Here is a 15,746-nt window from a genome sequence, read left to right on the forward strand (position 1 = left end):
ATCCGCTCGCATCAGAGCCATTTGCTGCGTCGGAAGAGCACCAGGAGTGCGGCGCACAGGACGACCATTACCGTGAGTACGACCGGGTAGCCCCAGACCTGGCGTAGTTCGGGCATGTGGTCGAAGTTCATGCCGTAGATGCCGGCGATCATCGTGGGGACGGCGGCCATGGCGACCAGGGCGGAGATTTTTCGCATATCGGTGTTCTGTTGTACGGCGGTTTTGGCGAGGGCGGCGCCGATCATCGCGCTCAGGGATTCGTCGAAGACGGTGATCTGCTCGGTGACCATGGTGTGGTGGTCGGCGACGTCGCGCAGGTAGCGGCGGACCTCCTTGGACAGGGGCATTTCCTTCTGGGTCAGCATCTGCAATGGGAGGGCGAAAGGGGCTACTGCTCGTCGCATTTCGACGATTTCGCGTTTGAGTTGATAGATCGGTTCGATCGGCATGGTGGTGCCGGGGGTGAAGATCTCTTCCTCCATCGCGTCCACGTCCTGTTCGACTGCCTGGGCTACGTCGATGTAGGAGTCGACTACGTAGTCGGCGATGGCGTGCAGGACCGCGCCGGGGCCCCGGCGTAGGCGTTCGGGGTCGGCTTCCAGCGCTCGGCGTGCTCCCGACAGGCCGGAGTGTTCGCCGTGCCGGACCGCGATGACGAAATCGGGGGCGACGAAGATCAGGATCTGGCCGGTCAGGACGATCTCGCTGACGGTGTGCATATCGTGTTCGACGTGGGTGACGGTGCGCATGACCACGACCAGGGTGTCGTCGTAGCGTTCCAGCTTCGGCCGCTGCCGGGGGCGGACCGCGTCCTCGGCGGCGAGCGGGTGCAGTCCGTAGATGCCGGCGATCTCGGTCATCTGCTGCTCGTCGGGTTCGTGCAGGCCCAGCCAGACGAATCCGGCGCCGCGTTCGCGGACCTCCGCCAGCGCGGCCTGCGGGGTGAACGAGCCCGGCAGGCGGGCACCGTCGACGTAGACCGCGCAGTCGACGACGGCTCGCGCGGGTGGATCCGGCGTCGGGGTGTCGTGGTCGGACGGGGGCGGCGGGGCGGCAGATGACACCGCATGATCGTGACATCGGCGTTTAGCCCGGGGGAAACCGGTGTCGGTGCGACACCGGCGGCGGCGTCATTGCGTGGTATCGAGTTCGGTGAACCACCGCACGGCCTGGGCGGTGCCGGCGACACCCGAGCCGCTGTGGTCGAGGGGGCCGAGATCGACGATCGGGGTGTCGACACCGAGTTGCCCGAAGGCGGCGCGGCATTGCGCGCTGTCGGCGGTCGCGACATCGGTGTCCTTCTCGCCGATGTACAGCCGGATGGGCAGGTGCGGGGTCCAGCCGCTGCAGGTGCCGTCGGCGACCCGCAGTGCGTCGGCCAGCGAACCGGTGGGATGCTGCAGCATGTCCACGGCGTGCGGGGTGAGCAACCGGTCGAAGCCGTCCGGGAAGCCCCGATGGAGTTCGTCGTCGGTGTGCGAGCCGTCCAGCAATTGCTCCATGGTGCCGTCGTAGGGCGGCTGGAACACCTCGCTCGGCGAGCGATACAGCTGGTGCAGGCGATTCCAGGACACCAGGAGGTATGCGGCGTAGAAGCCCGACGAGGCCGGGTCCAGAGTGCGGTCGAACACGGCCGGAATCTCGGCGGTCCGCAACGCGAACGGGCCGCTGATCGCCGCGACCGCGGCGGCGCGCCAACCGGTGCCGGAACCGTCCTGCAACGCCCGCGCCACACTCATGGCTGCGGGCCCGCCCTGCGAGAAGCCGGTGATGTAGACCTGTTCGCGCAGTTGCCGATTCAGCGCCGCGGCCTCGCTGCGGGCGGCCCGCAGCATGTCCACCGTCGCCGTGGTCTCCGACGGTACGTCCAGATAGGGGTGCGGTCCCGGGCCGAGCCCCAGCCCGAGGTAATCGGTTGCGGCGCTCGCGAATCCGGCGGAAGCATAGGTGAGTACGGCCGCGACGTCACCGCCGTCCGCCGCGGTCGACGGAGCCTCCGCCGCGGTGGCCTGGGTGCCGTGCTCGTACGCCACCGTCGACAGCTCGTGATCAGCGGTCCGCGGTAGCGCGAGCAAGCCGGTCGCCGTCGTCTCGTGCCCACCGGGATCGGTTGTGCGGTACCGCAGCCGATAGGTGTCGACCCCGAATCGCGTTGTGCCGGGATCGAATCCATTGCCGGTCAGTTCGGTCCGGACCTCGTCGGCGGAGTAGGTGCGCAGGTGCTCGGCCCCGATGAGCTGTCCAGGACCGTTGGGCTGCGAGTGCGACGGATCCGGTGCCGCACCGCATCCGGCGGCGGACACGGACACCAGGACGAGCGCAAGCGCCGCGAACACCCACTGCCGACTGGGAACACGTGTGGTCATGGCGAAATTGCATCGCGCGCAATCGGATCGGGTCCATCCCGCTCCAGGGTGATTCCGGGCGTCGCACTCACCCCTGGGTATCGGGTGAGGGTTACGACGTTCGCGCCGGCCCGTGCGGATCGGCGTGCTCAGGCACCGCGGTACGCACGCCCCGTCAGAACGCCGTGGCGAGCCATGCCGCGACTGCGGCGAGGATGATGAGGGCGGCGTTGAGGCCGGTGTTGTTCACTTCGCCGCGGGAGAGGTGGAGTGCGGCGGCGAGGACCTGGAGGATTGCGAAGCCGATTGCGGCGATGATCGCCAGGACCGGGGCGATGCCGGTTGCGGGTGGGAGGATCAGGCCGGCGGCGCCGAGGATTTCCACCGCGCCCACCAGGCGGACGAACGGCATCGGGATGGTGTCCACCCAGCCCATCATCGGGGCGAGTTGTTCCTTGCTCTGGGTGACCTTCCTGCCGCCGGCATAGAGGTAGAACAGTGCCAGTAGTGCGGCGACTATCCAGTACGCGATGACCACCGTGACCTCCAATGGTTTCGATTTGTGCGTAGGGTCATCATGGGTCACTGTCGAGGGGTCTGCAAAAGGCACACCCGTGATACCGGATGCCAGGAGCGGCGATGTCGAAGTACGAGAAGACCTGCCTGATCCGTGGTGACGGTGGACGCGCCATTCGGGGCATCCTCGATCGCATCGGTGACAAGTGGACCTTGCTCGTGGTGGCGACGCTGCACGGTGAACGGATGCGGTTCGGCATCCTCCGGGAACGTATCCCCGGCATCTCTCAGCGCATGTTGACCCTGACGTTGCGGCATCTGGAGCGGGACGGGCTGGTCGGGCGCACGGTGTTCGCGGAGGTGCCGCCCCGGGTCGAATACGAACTCACCGAAATGGGGCGCACGCTGATCGAACCCGCTGTGACGCTGGCGGAATGGGCCGTCGAGCACAATCAGGAGATCGAGCGCAGTCATCGGACCTACGATTCCCGGGAATGATGTGGTTCAGCCGCGAAATCCGGTGTGGCAGTACCAGTCGCTGTCGGCGAGTGCTTCGTAGACGACGGCTCGGCGGCCGTTGACGTCCAGGAGGGCTTCCTGTTCGGCCAGTTCGCGTAGGTAGGTGCGGACGGTTTGGTGGTCGGCGGCGGTCCAGTGCCGGAGCAGGATTCGGCTGGTGGTGGTGAGTTGCTGGGCGACCACTCGGGCGAAATACGCGCCCAGTTTGAGGGCCTCGAATTGGTGGCGGATTCGTTGTTGGAGCAGCGTGGTCAGGCTCGGGGCGGGTTCGGCGCGGAATTCGACCGTCACCGGGATCTGTTCGCGTACTCGGGCGAACAGCCAGCGGCCGGTGGGGGGCATGGCGTACGGGTGGAGCAGTTGTTCGCCGGGTTGGTCCGAATGGGCATTGCCCAGGGTGTGGTTGCAGTCTCCGCAACAGGGGACGAGGTTCCACGGATCTATCGCCAGGGCGGGGACCCTGCTTTTCGGTACGACGTGGTCGAGGGTTTTCGCGGCGCCGTACTGGCAATAGCTGCACAGGCCGTGCAGGGCCGCGCGCAGGATGCTGTCATAGTGCGCGCGGGCGGGTCGGCCCTGCCGGGCCAATTGGGAGGTGTAGAGCCATTCCATGTTCTTGGCCGACAATCCCTGGCCGAGTGGGCAGGAATGTTCGGTGAGGGTGTGCATCGAATTGTCGACGGCGGCCTGTCGCAGTCGTTCGCTGTTCGCCGTCAGCACCTCTCGTGCCGCGCGCACCCGGTCGGCGAGCATGCGATTGTTGATTCCCCGGACGCACAGGGCCGCGGTTTCGGCGACGGTGAAAGTGGGTGGCTCAACGCTCCACACGCGCCGCACCCGCCACGTCGATCATCGCCCGCAAGATCGCCCGGCCCTCGGCGCCGAGTTGCCCGCCGAACGATGCCAGCGCCTGGTCGTAGGTGCGATATTGCAGGGCGGCCTCGGCGAGCATCTTGTGGAATCCGGTGGCGGTGACTTCCAGGCCGAAGACGTCGTCGGTGAGTGTGCCGACATTTTCCGCGAACGTCTCCAGTCGTAATTGTTCGACGGTGGCCTCGTGGCCGCTGCGGCGCAGCCGCCACACGCACGACCGCGGGACCTCCTGCAATACGACCGGGGAGTGGGTGGCGATCACCGCTATTCCGTTGCGGTGGGCGAGCAGATCGCTGAGGGTGCGGACGAAGGCCGACAGCAACGGCGGATGCAGGTGCGCCTCGGGTTCGTCGAGCAGGACCAGGCTTTTCTCCTCCACGGTCTCCACCAGCCGGGTGATGGTCAGCAGCACGATCTTGTGGCCGGAGCTGAAACGACGGAAGGTCCGCGAGAGCGAGGAGAGGATCTTCTCGTCGTGACTGTCGCTGCCGACGAGTTGCGACAATTCGGCCTCGGCGAAAATGGGATCCGATTCGAGCAGGGTCAGCGCCTGCCGCCAGCGTGTCCGGCGGGCTCCGATCAGGCAGGATCTGGCCGAGCGGGCCATCTCGTTGGAGAGCGCGCGGGGGTCCTTGGTGGCCGTCGGCTCCTGGTTGCGTGCGCCGATCTTCTTCAACCCGACGTAGTGGTAGCTCAGGCCCTTGGTCCGGTCCTGGGGGACGGTGATCGGCTCGAACGAGTCGAAGGCGCTGAACGACACCGACACGACGTTCGACAGTTGTTCGCGCACATCGTCGAGCGCGTCGTCGGCGCTGTCGGAGCCGTCCACCAGCGCGGTGGCGAGATTGTTGAGGTAGGTGCTCTTGCCGACCCCGTTGCGTCCGATCAGGACCTGAATGTTGGTCGGGGGCCGGGAATCCGGCACGACCTGCACGTCGAGACGGATGATCGAGGTCGCCTCGGAGCCGACCTGCAGCGGAAAACGGTAGGGCGTCAATCGGACTCCGCCGCGTGCCAATCGCGCGAACTGGCCCCGCGCGGTCGGCAGCGGTACGTCGCGCAGCAGTGAAACCCTGGTGACCTCTTCGGCTTCCGCGCGTGCGAGCAACTCCGGGTCGTAGGCCAGATCGCGCAGCGCGGTGAGGAATTCCTCGCGGAAGCTGTCCCCGAGCGAGGTCAGCGTCTCGTAGAACGACGGGTCCTGCCCCAGCGAGAAGTATTTCGTCCCCAGTACGTCGAACTGCTGCGGCGGATTCGGAGACCGGTGTCCCCGGCCGACGTGCCCGTCGCGGACGTCCGACGCGCGCGCGGGTTGGAGACCGAATCTGCCGATCTTCGTGCCGCCGATCGGAACGATCTCACCGTGGTGATCGACATATTGTGCGTCGAAGAGGGTTTCGTACTTGAACCAGTCGTCCCAGTCCGAACGGATCAGGAAGACCGTATCGCGCCGCTGGGGCACCGGCTTCCCGGCGGGCCACACCACGAACTTCATGACAGTGCGGAACCGGTGCGCGAGACGAGCATATCGACCAGTCTACGGACCACCGCCGACAATCCCGCTCGGACCTGGGTCGCGAACGGGCCTGCGGCCGACCGGCTTCGGCCCGCTCGTCCGCGAACCCGTCAGGCGCACGGCCACGGCCCGGCGAGCACCGCCCAGCCGGGGGGTGTATCGGGGTCGATTCGACTATCCAATTGGCCATTGCGCGATAACCGGGCGGTCGCCGGATGTTGTCCACGCGGCAGTGCGCCGATGATCATCTGCCGGTGTAGCCGCGAGGAGTGACATGGTGATGGGGCAGTGGGCGCGAGGGCTCGAACGGGCCGACGCCGACGTGATCGACGAATGTCTTTCCGTGATGGCCGATTTCGACGTGGACACCGTCCTCGCCGGTCTGGCTCCGCGGCTGACCGCCGATCGGCGCGCGGCGGTCGCGGCACACTGTACATCCGTGTGCGCCGCGGTGTTCGTGTTCACCACGGCGGCCGCGGAGTTGGCCGAGGATCTGCGGGCCGCGGGCCTGGAGATCGCTGACGTGGCAGCGGGTGTCGTGGTGCGTGATCGGCTCGCCGAGCGGTACGGGGTGGGTGTCCCGGAGGTCGGGGTGGTGCATGGCCGGATACCCGTGGCGGACGGCGGCGCCCGCGAGATCGAGGTGTTCTCGGTGGTTCCGGGGGCCGAATTCACCGAGCTGGCCGAACGGGAGCGCCTGGAGCGCAACGAGTTCCATCTCGCGCTGGGGGTCGACGCGGCGGATGATGTGCTGGTGGCCGGGTTGCGTGCGTTGCTGATCGAGGAGGGCGGGCTGGTCGCCGACGGGGGTGGCTACGATCCGGGTGCGGATCGGACGGCGCTGTACTTCCGGGGGCGGATCGGGTGGCGTGGGTATCGGCGGCTGGTGCTCCGGCTGCGCGGCCGGCGGGTCGCGGCGCTGTTGTCGCACGGGTCGACCGGGAAGTACGAGCCGGCGAAGCGGTTGCTGGAGTTGATGACCGGCGCGTGGACCACCCAGGCCATCGCGGTGGCCGCGGAATTGGGTGTCGCGGACGCGATTGCGGCGGCCGTGCGGAGCGGGGCATCCGGGTCGGCGGACGAGCTCGCGGACCGGTTGGGCGTCGATCGGGCCGGGCTCGGTCGGTTGTTGCGCTACCTCGCCTCGCTGGGAGTCGTGGAATTCGCCGGCGGCGGCTATGTGCTGACGCCGCTGGGGGATTCGCTGCGGACTGCGGCCCCGCACTCGCTGCGCCCGCTGGCGTTGCTCTACGGCGGACCGTTCTACACCTCCTTCGAAGCGCTGGGGCATGCGGTCCGCACCGGGCGTGAGGGTTTCGAAACCGTCTTCGGCCGCGGACATTTCGATCATTTCGCCGAGAATCCGTCCCTGGCGGGTCTTTTCGACGCGGCGATGGCGGCCTCGGCGCCGATGTTCGAGCCGATCGCCGAGCTGGCCGACTTCTCCGCCGCCGCGGTCGTGGTGGATGTGGCGGGCGGCAACGGCGAACTGCTGAGCCGGATCCTGCGCCGGCACGCCCATCTGCGCGGGGTGCTCGTGGAGCGGGCGAACGTACTGGACCGGGCCCGGGACCATCTGGCGGGCAACGGGCTCGCCGGGCGATGCGAGGTCGTCGCGGGCGATTTCACCCGATCCGTCCCTGCGGGCGGGGACGTCTATCTGCTGTCGCGGGTCCTGCACGACTGGGACGACGAACAGTGCCGGACGATTCTGCGGCACTGCGCGGCGAGTATCCGGCCCGGCGCGCAGTTGCTGATCGTGGAGCGGCTGCTGCCCGAGGACGACACCCGTTCGCTGGCGGTGGCGTGGGATCTGCACATGCTCTGCAATGTCGGTGGCCGGGAGCGCAGCGCCGATCATTACGAAAAGCTGTTGGCCGAGACGGGTTTCGAGCTGGTCTCGGTCGCCGGTCTGCCGCTGGACGGTAGCCTGCTGTGTGCGCGGCGGCGGGCCGACCGCGCCCTTCGGTGAACGACCGACCGGAAGGTATGCCGCACATGACGATATCCGTCGACGACTACTCGGCATCGGAGGGCACGGACCGTGCCCGCGAACACACGCTGGCGGACGTCCTCGCCACGGCCGTCGCGACATTCGGCGACGCGCCCGCGGTCACCGACGGCGGCGAGGAACGCACCTGGGTACAGTGGCATGCCGAATCCCGCGCGCTCGCAACGGGTTTGCAGCAGCTCGGGGTCGGCGTGGGTGATGTGGTGGCGGTCCAGTTGCCGAATTCGTGGGAGTTCCTGCTGACCCACATCGCGGTGGCCGAACTCGGTGCGGTGATGTTGCCGGTGCATGCCGCCTACGGCGAGCGGGACCTGCTGGCGCTACTGGGCCGCGCCGGCGCGCGACTGCTCGTCGTGGGGGAGCAGCGCCGGTTGTCCCAGGCCGTATTCGATACCCGGGTCCGGGTCGTGGTCGTGGGTGCGACCGGCGCCGGCTCGTTCGCGGCGCTGCTGCACGAGCATCGAGGCGCCTCGCCGCGGCCCGCACAGCTGGATCCGGATATGCCGTTCGTCGTGCTGCCGTCCTCCGGCACCACCTCCGGCCGGCCGAAGTTGTGTCTGCACAGCCACGGTACGTTGCTGGCGAACGCGGCGGCGGTCGTACGGGACGGTGGTGCGCGCGGCAGCGACATCCTGGTCAGTGCCAGTCCGTTCACCCATCTGTTCGGTCTGCTGTCGGTGCACCTGTCGCTGCTCACCGGCGGCCGGCAGGCGCTGCTGCCGAGGTGGGACGCCGCCGCATTGGCGGATCTGGTCCGCGGCACCGGCGCGAACGTGCTGTTCGCGGTGCCCGCTCAGCTGCGAGATGTGGTGCAGCGCTGCGACGATCCGGCGACCGGCCCGCTGCCGTTGCGCGAGGTGCGCACCGGCGGTGCGGCGGTACCGGCCACCCTCGTCGCGGACGTGCGGCGGCTGACCGGGGCCACGACGATCGTGCAGTGGGGGATGTCCGAACTCGGCGCGGGCACCGTCACTCGCGCGCAGGATCCGCCTGAGGTCGCTGCGAACAGTATCGGACGTCCGTTGTCGGGCAACGACGCTCGCATCGTGCGCGCCGACGGGAACCGATGCGGGGTCGGTGAGGTCGGCGAATTCCAGTATCGCGGACCGCATCTGTTCCGGGGCTATCTGGGTGATCCCGAGGGCACCGCCGCGGCGTTCACCGCCGACGGCTGGCTGCGCACCGGTGATCTGGCCGCCGAGAACGCCGACGGCACCATCGGTTACCGGGGACGCGACGCCGAGGTGATCAACGTGGGCGGGGTGAAATTCGCCGCGTCCGAAATCGAGGAACTGGTCAGCGATCTGCCGCAGCTGGCGGCCGCGGCCGTCGCCGGCCGGCCCGATCCCCGGCTGGGGCATTACCCCTGCCTGGTCGCCGCGACCCGTCCGGGTCGGCACATCGATCTCGCGACCGTGCGCGCCCACCTGCTGACCAAGGGTGTCGCCGAATACAAACTGCCCGTGGAACTCGTCCTCGTCCCCGAGGTTCCGGTCACCCCCACCGGCAAGATCGCGCGCGGCCGGCTCGCGCGTCTGCTGGCCGACCATCCGGCCGAATCAGCCACCGCCGCACCGGTTTGGGCGGCACTACCCGGGGCCGATCACCTACGGGCCGCGCGTGCGACGGTCGCGCGGTGTCTGACGGACATTCTCGATGATCCCGGAAATATCGACGGGCGCAGTGCATTTCGTGAGCTGGGTGTGGATTCGCTGGGTGCGGTGCGCCTGGCTCTGGCGCTGTCGCAGGCCACCGGGTTCGCCGTGCCCACCACCGTGGCCTTCGACCATTCGACACCGGATGCGCTGGCCCGTCATCTGGTGGACCTGGCGAGCGGACGTGCGCGGGATCAGTTGCCGGTCCCCGCGCTCCCGCCCGCGGATATCGGCGATCCGATCGTGATCGTGGGGACCGCCTGCCGACTGCCCGGCGGCATCGAGTCGCCGGAACAGCTGTGGCAGTTGCTGATCGAGCGTGGCGAGACCGTCGGTCCGTTTCCGGACGACCGGGGATGGGATCTGGCACGACTCGCGGATCCGGATCCGGGCGTACCCGGACGCTCCGGGACCCGGCACGGCCATTTCCTCACCGGGGCAGCGGATTTCGACGCCCGTTTCTTCGGGATCTCGCCGCGCGAGGCGATCGGAATGGACCCGCAGCAGCGGCTGTTGCTGGAGACGAGCTGGGAGGCGCTGGAACGCGCGGGAATCGACCCGCACACGCTGCGCGGTTCGGACACCGGAGTTTTCGTCGGCCAGATGGCGTCGGACTACGCTCCGCGACTGACCGAGGCACCGGAACGATTCGACGGGCTGCTGCTGACCGGCAACGCCTCGGCCGTGGCCTCCGGCCGGATCTCCTACTCCCTCGGCCTTTTCGGTCCCGCGCTGACGGTGGACACCGCCTGTTCCTCCGCGTTGGTCGCCCTGCATCTCGCGGCACAGTCGCTGCGCCGCGGCGAATGCGCGGTGGCGGTGGTCGCGGCGGCGACGGTGATGGCCACACCGGCGTCGTTCGTGGACTTCACCGAACAGGGTGCGCTCGCCCCCGACGGCCGGTGCAAGGCCTTCGCCGCCGGTGCGGACGGCGCCGCCTGGGGTGAGGGGGTCGGGGCACTGGTGGTGACCCGCGGATCGCGTGCGCTGGCCGACGGGCTGCCGGTGCTCGCGGTGGTGGCGGGTTCGGCGATGAACTCCGACGGCGCGAGCAACGGGCTCACCGCACCGAACGGGATCGCCCAACAATCGGTACTGCGCGCCGCGCTGGCCGATGCCGGTCTGTCCGCCGACCTCGTCGACGCGGTCGAGGCCCACGGCACCGGCACTCCGCTCGGCGACCGCATCGAAGCCGAAGCGCTGCAAGCGGTCTACGGCATTCATGCCGCGCCGGAGCCGTTGTGGGTCGGATCGGTCAAATCGAACGTCGGGCACACCCAGGCCGCCGCGGGCCTGGTCGGCGTGCTGAAAACGATTCTGGCGCTGCGGCACGACGTACTGCCCGCGACGTTGCACGTCGAACCGGATCGAACGCCGTCGTACGGCTCGGTGGCGCGCGAGATACGGCCCGCGGCCGATCCAGTACCGTGGCCGCGCTCGAATCGAGTGCGGCGGGCCGGAGTGTCGGCGTTCGGCATCGGCGGCACCAATGCGCATGTGATCCTGGCGGAGCCGCCCGCTGCTCCCGCCACCGGTTTTTCGGTTGCCACCGCCGGAGTCGACACCGCGGCCGACGACGCCGGACAGGTCATTGCTGCCACTGCTTCCGATCCCGTGCCCGCGCCGGATTCGGTCGCGGTGCCGTGGGTGCTGTCGGCTCGTGATCCATCGGCATTGCGCCGGAATGCGATTCGGCTCATGGCGACGGCGGGGTCCGCCGACCGGGCCGAGGCGGGCCGTGCGCTGGTGCACTCGCGGGCGCTGTTCGAGCAGCGCGCGGTGATCGTGGCTCGTGATCGCGCGGAACTCGTTGCCGGACTGCGGGATATCGCGGGCGACGCTGCCTCGCCGGATACGGTGGCCGGTGTGGCCCGATCCGACGTGCGGACCGTCTTCGTCTATCCGGGCCAGGGTTCGCAGTGGGAGGGGATGGGCGCGGATCTTCTGCGGGAGTCGGAAGTCTTCGCCCGCGCGGTGGATGCGTGCGAGCAGGCGCTGGCCCCGCACACCGAATGGTCGACCCGGGCCGTACTCGCCGGGCAGTCCGATGCGCCCTCGCTGGATCGGGTGGAGGTCGCGCAGACGGCCCTGTTCACCATGATGATGGGGCTCACCGAGGTGTGGGCGTCGCTGGGTGTCCGGCCCGATGCGGTGGTCGGGCACAGTCAGGGTGAGATCGCCGCTGCCGTTGTATGCGGGGCGATTCCGCTCGACGACGCCGCCCGCATCGTGGCGCGGCGGGCGAAGGCGGTGGCTCGGCTGACCGGTGGGCGGATGGCGGCGGTCGCGCTGTCGGCGGCCGAACTCGACACCCGTCTGACGGGGTACCGTGGCGCGCTGTCGCTCGCCGCGGACAACGGCCCGCGGTCGACCGTCGTCTCCGGTAGTGCCGACGCGGTGGCCGCGCTCGTCGCCGAGCTGGACGTGGCCGGGGTGCGTACCGCCGTGCTGCCCGTGGACTACGCCTCGCACTGTGCCGATGTGGCGCGAATCGAGGAACTGCTGCTCGCGGAACTCGGCGAATTCACCCCCCGCACAGCGCTGCTCGCGTTCTACTCCTCGGTTCTGGCCCAGCCGATCGACACGAGTGAACTCACCGCGGACTACTGGTACCGGAACCTGCGCAATCCGGTCGAATTCCGGCGCGCGGTGGACCGATTGCTCGACGCGGGGTACAACGACTTCATCGAGATCAGCCCGCATCCCGTGCTGACCCAGTCGATCCTGGAAACCGCCGAGGCGGCCGGACTCCCGGCGACCGCGGTGGGCACCCTGCGCCGTGGCGAGGGCGACTCTCGGCGCGTACTCCTCTCGGCCGCAGAGGCTTTCGTGAACGGCAGTCCGGTCGACTGGCGATCCCGGTTCCCCGGCCGCCCGGCCCGCCGCATCGAACTGCCGACCTACCCGTTCCAACGCCAACGGTATTGGGCCGGTCCGAGCACACCCCAGCAAATGCATCGACAAGGCTATGTCGCCGTGCAATCACCGTCACGGGCCGAATCGGTCGGCAATCACCCTGTGACGCACGCACTGTCGGCCGCCGACATGGTGGCGGACCGAGACAACGGCGGCCCGGCCGAATATGTGTCCCCGCAGGCCGAACCAGTCGGCATTCGCCCTGTGGCGCAAGCGCTGTCGGATATCGAGGCGGTACCGGTCCGGGGTGATGGTCGCTCCGCTGCATATGCGTCCCCGCATGCTGAGCCGGTCGGCATTCGCCCTGTGGCGCAGGCGTTGCGGGGTACCGATGCGGTGTCGAGCCCGGTCGATGGCCTCCCGGCTTATTCGTCCCCGCACACCGGACCGGCTCCGGAAACACCGGTGCTGCTGAGCGGAGCCGCGCTGCTGGAGCTGATACGCCGCCATACCGCCGCGATTCTCGGATACTCGGATGAGGCGGAGGTCGGGCCCGATGACGCGTTCATCGCGCTTGGCGCGAATTCTGTTGCCGCAGTGGAACTGCGCGGTCGGCTGGCGCGTGAACTGCACCGCTCGCTGCCTGCTGCCGTTGTATTCGATCACCCGACCCCACGCCGGCTTGCCGCGTATCTGACCGCGATTCCGGACCGGTCGCCGACCCGCACCGAGCAGCCCGGCGCTCTCGAAGCCCTGGTCCGGCAGGCATGTCGAGCGGACCGTGGTGACGTCGCCGCCGATTTGATCGCCGCGGCGTCACGGCTGCGTCCGGCGTTCCCGGCCGCCACGGCCGCCGAACACGCGCCCGAACCGCTGGTGCTGGGAGCCGCGCAGGCGCAGCCCGTGTTGGGAGCCGCGCAGACACGGCCCGTGTTGGGAGCCGCGCAGACACGGCCCACGTTGGGAGCCGCACCGGAGCGGCCTGAGTTGGGAGTCGTGCAGGAACGGCCCGTGCTGGCATCCCCGCAGGAGCGGCCCGTACCGGCATCCCCGCTGGAGCGGCCCGTGCTGGCATCCCCGCTGGAGCGGCCCGTGCTGGCATCCCCGCAGGTGCCGCCTGTACTGGTCTGCTTCCCCTCGGTGCTGCCGAGTGCGGGACCGCACGAATATGCCGCGCTGGCAGCCGAATTCGGTGACGCCGTGACCACACTGGCCGTACCGGAGCCGGGTTTCGCCGATGCCGGCGCGCTGCCCGCCGACCTCGACGCACTGACCGCGGCGCACGCGGCCGCGCTGGCGAGGCATCGCGGAACGCATCCGCTGGTGCTGTGCGGACATTCGTCCGGCGGGCTGATCGCGCATGCGGTTGCCGCGCGGCTCGAGCAGCTCGGCAGGCCGGCCGACGGGGTGATCCTGCTGGACACCTTCTGGCCGGACGAGATCGTGCAGGCGCAGTTGCTGCCGAGGATACTGTCCCGGGCCGTTGTACAGGATCTGTTCGGGGCGGCGGGGATCGGTGACGAAAGGCTGAGCGCCGCAGGGGGTTATCTCCGGTTGCTGGCGGGGTGGACGCCTCCGCCCGTGGGTACCGCCACTCTGCTCGTCAGTGCGGTGGATCCGCTGCCCGGCGCGGACGGGATCGTTCCGACCACCTGGCGGCTGCCGCATACGGCGGCGGCGGTTGCGGGTGACCATTTCACGATGCTGACCGGGCACACCGAGCAACTCGCGGCGACGATTCGCCAGTGGTTGACCGGGGTCCGGCCACAGGACAGCGAGGATCGGCCATGACCGCATCGATCGACAGTCTCGTCGAATTGTTCACCGGCCCGGCGGCGGACGAGAACGATTACGCCGCACTGTATGCCGCGTTGCGCAGGGTGCAGGCCGGTCTCGGGGATCGTCCGCTGCTGGCGGATCACGACACGTTGCGGGCGGTGCTGGAACTCAGCGCTGTCACCGATCCTCGGTTGTTTCATGTCATGTTCCTGCATCACTGCATGACCATCGGCAATGCGCTCGATCAGGGCGCAGATCCGGCCGATGTGGCCGCGCTGGCTTCGGCGGAGTGTGTCGGTGCCGCGTTGATGACCGAAAAGGGCCGGGGGAACAGCAGTTCGGGTGTTCGTACCGAGGCGGTTTACGATCCGGCCGCCGGCACGTTCGTCCTGCGCACGCCGGATGCGGATGCCGCGAAACATCCGATCAACGTCGGCGCGGACGGGATCGCCCGGCTGGGTGTGGTCAGCGCGCGGCTGCGGGTCGGTGGCGTGGATCGGGGGACCGCGCTGTTCCTGGTCGCGCTGCGCGATGAGCACGGTCCGTTGCCGGGGGTCGTGATCGAATCTCGTTCGCGCACCGCGTTGTTGCCGGTCGACTATGCCACCGTGCGCTTCGAGGAGGTCCGGGTGCCGTACTCGCGCTGGTTGCGTGACGGCGCCGCCATCGCCGCCGATGGGGCGTTCCACGATCCGCTGGGTGGACCGGACGAGCGCACCCGGCGCAGTGTGAGCATGAGCCGGTTCTCCTGGGGCGCGGTCACCACCGGGGTCGGGGCGGTCGCGCGGGCGGCGGTGGCGCGGGCGATCACGCATGCCCGGGTGCGGCGCACGCTCGACCGGTTCGGCGGTGAACGGCTCGCGCTGGAACATCTCAATCAGCAGCGGTTGTTGTCGGTCGCCGCGGCCGGGGCGCTGGCTGCCACGACGATCGCCCGGCGCACCACCGCCGAATCCTGGCGTGTCTCGCCCGGAGACGGGACGGGGCCGGGTCTTTCGGGCGCGGATATGCGCCGGCTGTCGTTGCACAAGGTCACCGCCGTCACCCTCGCCGACGCCGCGGTCGCGCGGTCCCGCTCGAGCGCCGGGGCGCCGGGTTTCTTCTCCGACAACCGGTTCGTGGATTTCCAGGCGCTCACCACGGCCTTCGCGACGGCGGGCGGTGACAACCGGCTCATCCTGATCGACGCGGCGTGGTCCATCGTCAACGGTGTGGAATATGCCGCGCCGCAACCCGACTCGTGGCCGGACGAGTGGGCCGGACTGCTGTGGCGGCGGGAGGATCTGTTGCGCACCGAACTCGTGCACCGGCTCGCGGACACCGGTGGCGGCGCGGCGATCATGTTCGACAACTGGAACCGGCACACCGAACTCGCGCAGCGGCTCGGCGAAGCTCATGCGGGCGGGCTCACCGCGCGCATCCTGCGCGAGGAATGGCTCGGCGCCACGGTGTCCGGGCCGCGACGGGACGTACTCGCCGACCTCTACGAATTGCACTGCCTCGAGGAGGTTTCCGGGCACGCGGGCTGGTATCTGGCTCACGATCTGCTCGGGGCCGCCGATGTGCTCGGGCTACCCGATCGGGGTGCGGAGATCTGCCGGCGGGTCGCCGCGCGGGCGGACACAGTCCTCGAACTGCTCGACATTCCCGCGCCGCTCGTCGGCGGGACACACTGA

9 protein-coding genes and 2 pseudogenes are annotated in these 15,746 nt (G+C 69.1%); 5 read left to right on the forward strand and 6 right to left on the reverse strand.

The features are described from left to right. Positions 1–11: 11 nt before the first annotated feature. The 3 genes from G361_RS0101130 to G361_RS0101140 all read right to left on the reverse strand — a co-directional run bounded on the left by G361_RS0101130 (position 12) and on the right by G361_RS0101140 (position 2,883). Complete coding sequence (locus tag G361_RS0101130; protein ID WP_019925199.1) at positions 12–1,064, reverse strand: magnesium and cobalt transport protein CorA; 1,053 nt, start codon at positions 1,062–1,064, stop codon at positions 12–14. 66 nt (positions 1,065–1,130) lie between these two features. Next, on the reverse strand, positions 1,131–2,366 hold the full coding sequence (locus tag G361_RS41755; RefSeq protein WP_019925200.1) for a hypothetical protein: 1,236 nt from the start codon (positions 2,364–2,366) through the stop codon (positions 1,131–1,133). Positions 2,367–2,520: 154 nt separating this feature from the next. After that, positions 2,521–2,883, reverse strand: a complete 363-nt coding sequence (locus G361_RS0101140; RefSeq protein WP_026342572.1) for a DoxX family protein — start codon at positions 2,881–2,883, stop codon at positions 2,521–2,523. A gap of 101 nt (positions 2,884–2,984) precedes the next feature. Between G361_RS0101140 and G361_RS0101145 the strand changes: the two genes are divergently transcribed. Then, positions 2,985–3,359, forward strand: coding sequence for a helix-turn-helix domain-containing protein (locus G361_RS0101145; RefSeq protein WP_019925202.1), 375 nt, complete (start codon positions 2,985–2,987; stop codon positions 3,357–3,359). A 6-nt stretch (positions 3,360–3,365) separates the two neighbouring features. Here the strand turns inward: G361_RS0101145 and G361_RS0101150 are convergent, their stop codons facing one another. Together G361_RS0101150 and G361_RS0101155 are read right to left on the reverse strand one after the other, a co-directional pair. Continuing rightward, positions 3,366–4,208, reverse strand: a complete 843-nt coding sequence (locus G361_RS0101150) for an HNH endonuclease (RefSeq protein ID WP_155981233.1) — start codon at positions 4,206–4,208, stop codon at positions 3,366–3,368. Then, the gene (locus G361_RS0101155; protein ID WP_019925204.1) at positions 4,195–5,748 is read right to left on the reverse strand and encodes an AAA family ATPase; all 1,554 of its coding nucleotides are present in this window, start codon (positions 5,746–5,748) and stop codon (positions 4,195–4,197) included. Before G361_RS0101155 ends, G361_RS0101150 begins: the two co-directional genes overlap by 14 nt. Before the next feature lie 295 nt (positions 5,749–6,043). Here G361_RS0101155 and G361_RS0101160 point away from each other — a divergent pair, with 295 nt between their 5' ends. Further along, positions 6,044–7,741, forward strand: a complete 1,698-nt coding sequence (locus G361_RS0101160) for a methyltransferase (protein WP_019925205.1) — start codon at positions 6,044–6,046, stop codon at positions 7,739–7,741. Between the two features lie 46 nt (positions 7,742–7,787). Here the strand turns inward: G361_RS0101160 and G361_RS51680 are convergent. Next, positions 7,788–7,925: pseudogene (locus G361_RS51680) on the reverse strand (hypothetical protein); the annotation flags it as partial. Between G361_RS51680 and G361_RS51685 the strand changes: the two are divergent. From G361_RS51685 to G361_RS46550, 3 genes and pseudogenes are all read left to right on the forward strand, one after another. Then, positions 7,861–10,407, forward strand: a pseudogene (locus G361_RS51685) (beta-ketoacyl synthase N-terminal-like domain-containing protein); the annotation flags it as partial. The pseudogenes G361_RS51680 and G361_RS51685 sit on opposite strands and share 65 nt — an antisense overlap. A gap of 45 nt (positions 10,408–10,452) precedes the next feature. Then, the gene (locus G361_RS51690) at positions 10,453–14,082 is read left to right on the forward strand and encodes a type I polyketide synthase (protein WP_369797907.1); all 3,630 of its coding nucleotides are present in this window, start codon (positions 10,453–10,455) and stop codon (positions 14,080–14,082) included. Beyond that, the gene (locus G361_RS46550) at positions 14,079–15,746 is read left to right on the forward strand and encodes a hypothetical protein (protein WP_019925206.1); all 1,668 of its coding nucleotides are present in this window, start codon (positions 14,079–14,081) and stop codon (positions 15,744–15,746) included. Before G361_RS51690 ends, G361_RS46550 begins: the two co-directional genes overlap by 4 nt.

This window comes from Nocardia sp. BMG111209 (genome assembly GCF_000381925.1).
GTDB lineage: Bacteria > Actinomycetota > Actinomycetes > Mycobacteriales > Mycobacteriaceae > Nocardia.

What these genes read in the sequence shown, in the direction of transcription:
- G361_RS0101145 (WP_019925202.1), top strand. Translation starts at nt 2,985, where the DNA reads ATGTCGAAGTACGAGAAGACCTGCCTGATCCGTGGTGACGGTGGACGC.
- G361_RS46550 (WP_019925206.1), top strand. Translation starts at nt 14,079, where the DNA reads ATGACCGCATCGATCGACAGTCTCGTCGAATTGTTCACCGGCCCGGCG.
- G361_RS0101160 (WP_019925205.1), top strand. Translation starts at nt 6,044, where the DNA reads ATGGTGATGGGGCAGTGGGCGCGAGGGCTCGAACGGGCCGACGCCGAC.
- G361_RS0101155 (WP_019925204.1), bottom strand. Translation starts at nt 5,748, where the DNA reads ATGAAGTTCGTGGTGTGGCCCGCCGGGAAGCCGGTGCCCCAGCGGCGC.
- G361_RS41755 (WP_019925200.1), bottom strand. Translation starts at nt 2,366, where the DNA reads ATGACCACACGTGTTCCCAGTCGGCAGTGGGTGTTCGCGGCGCTTGCG.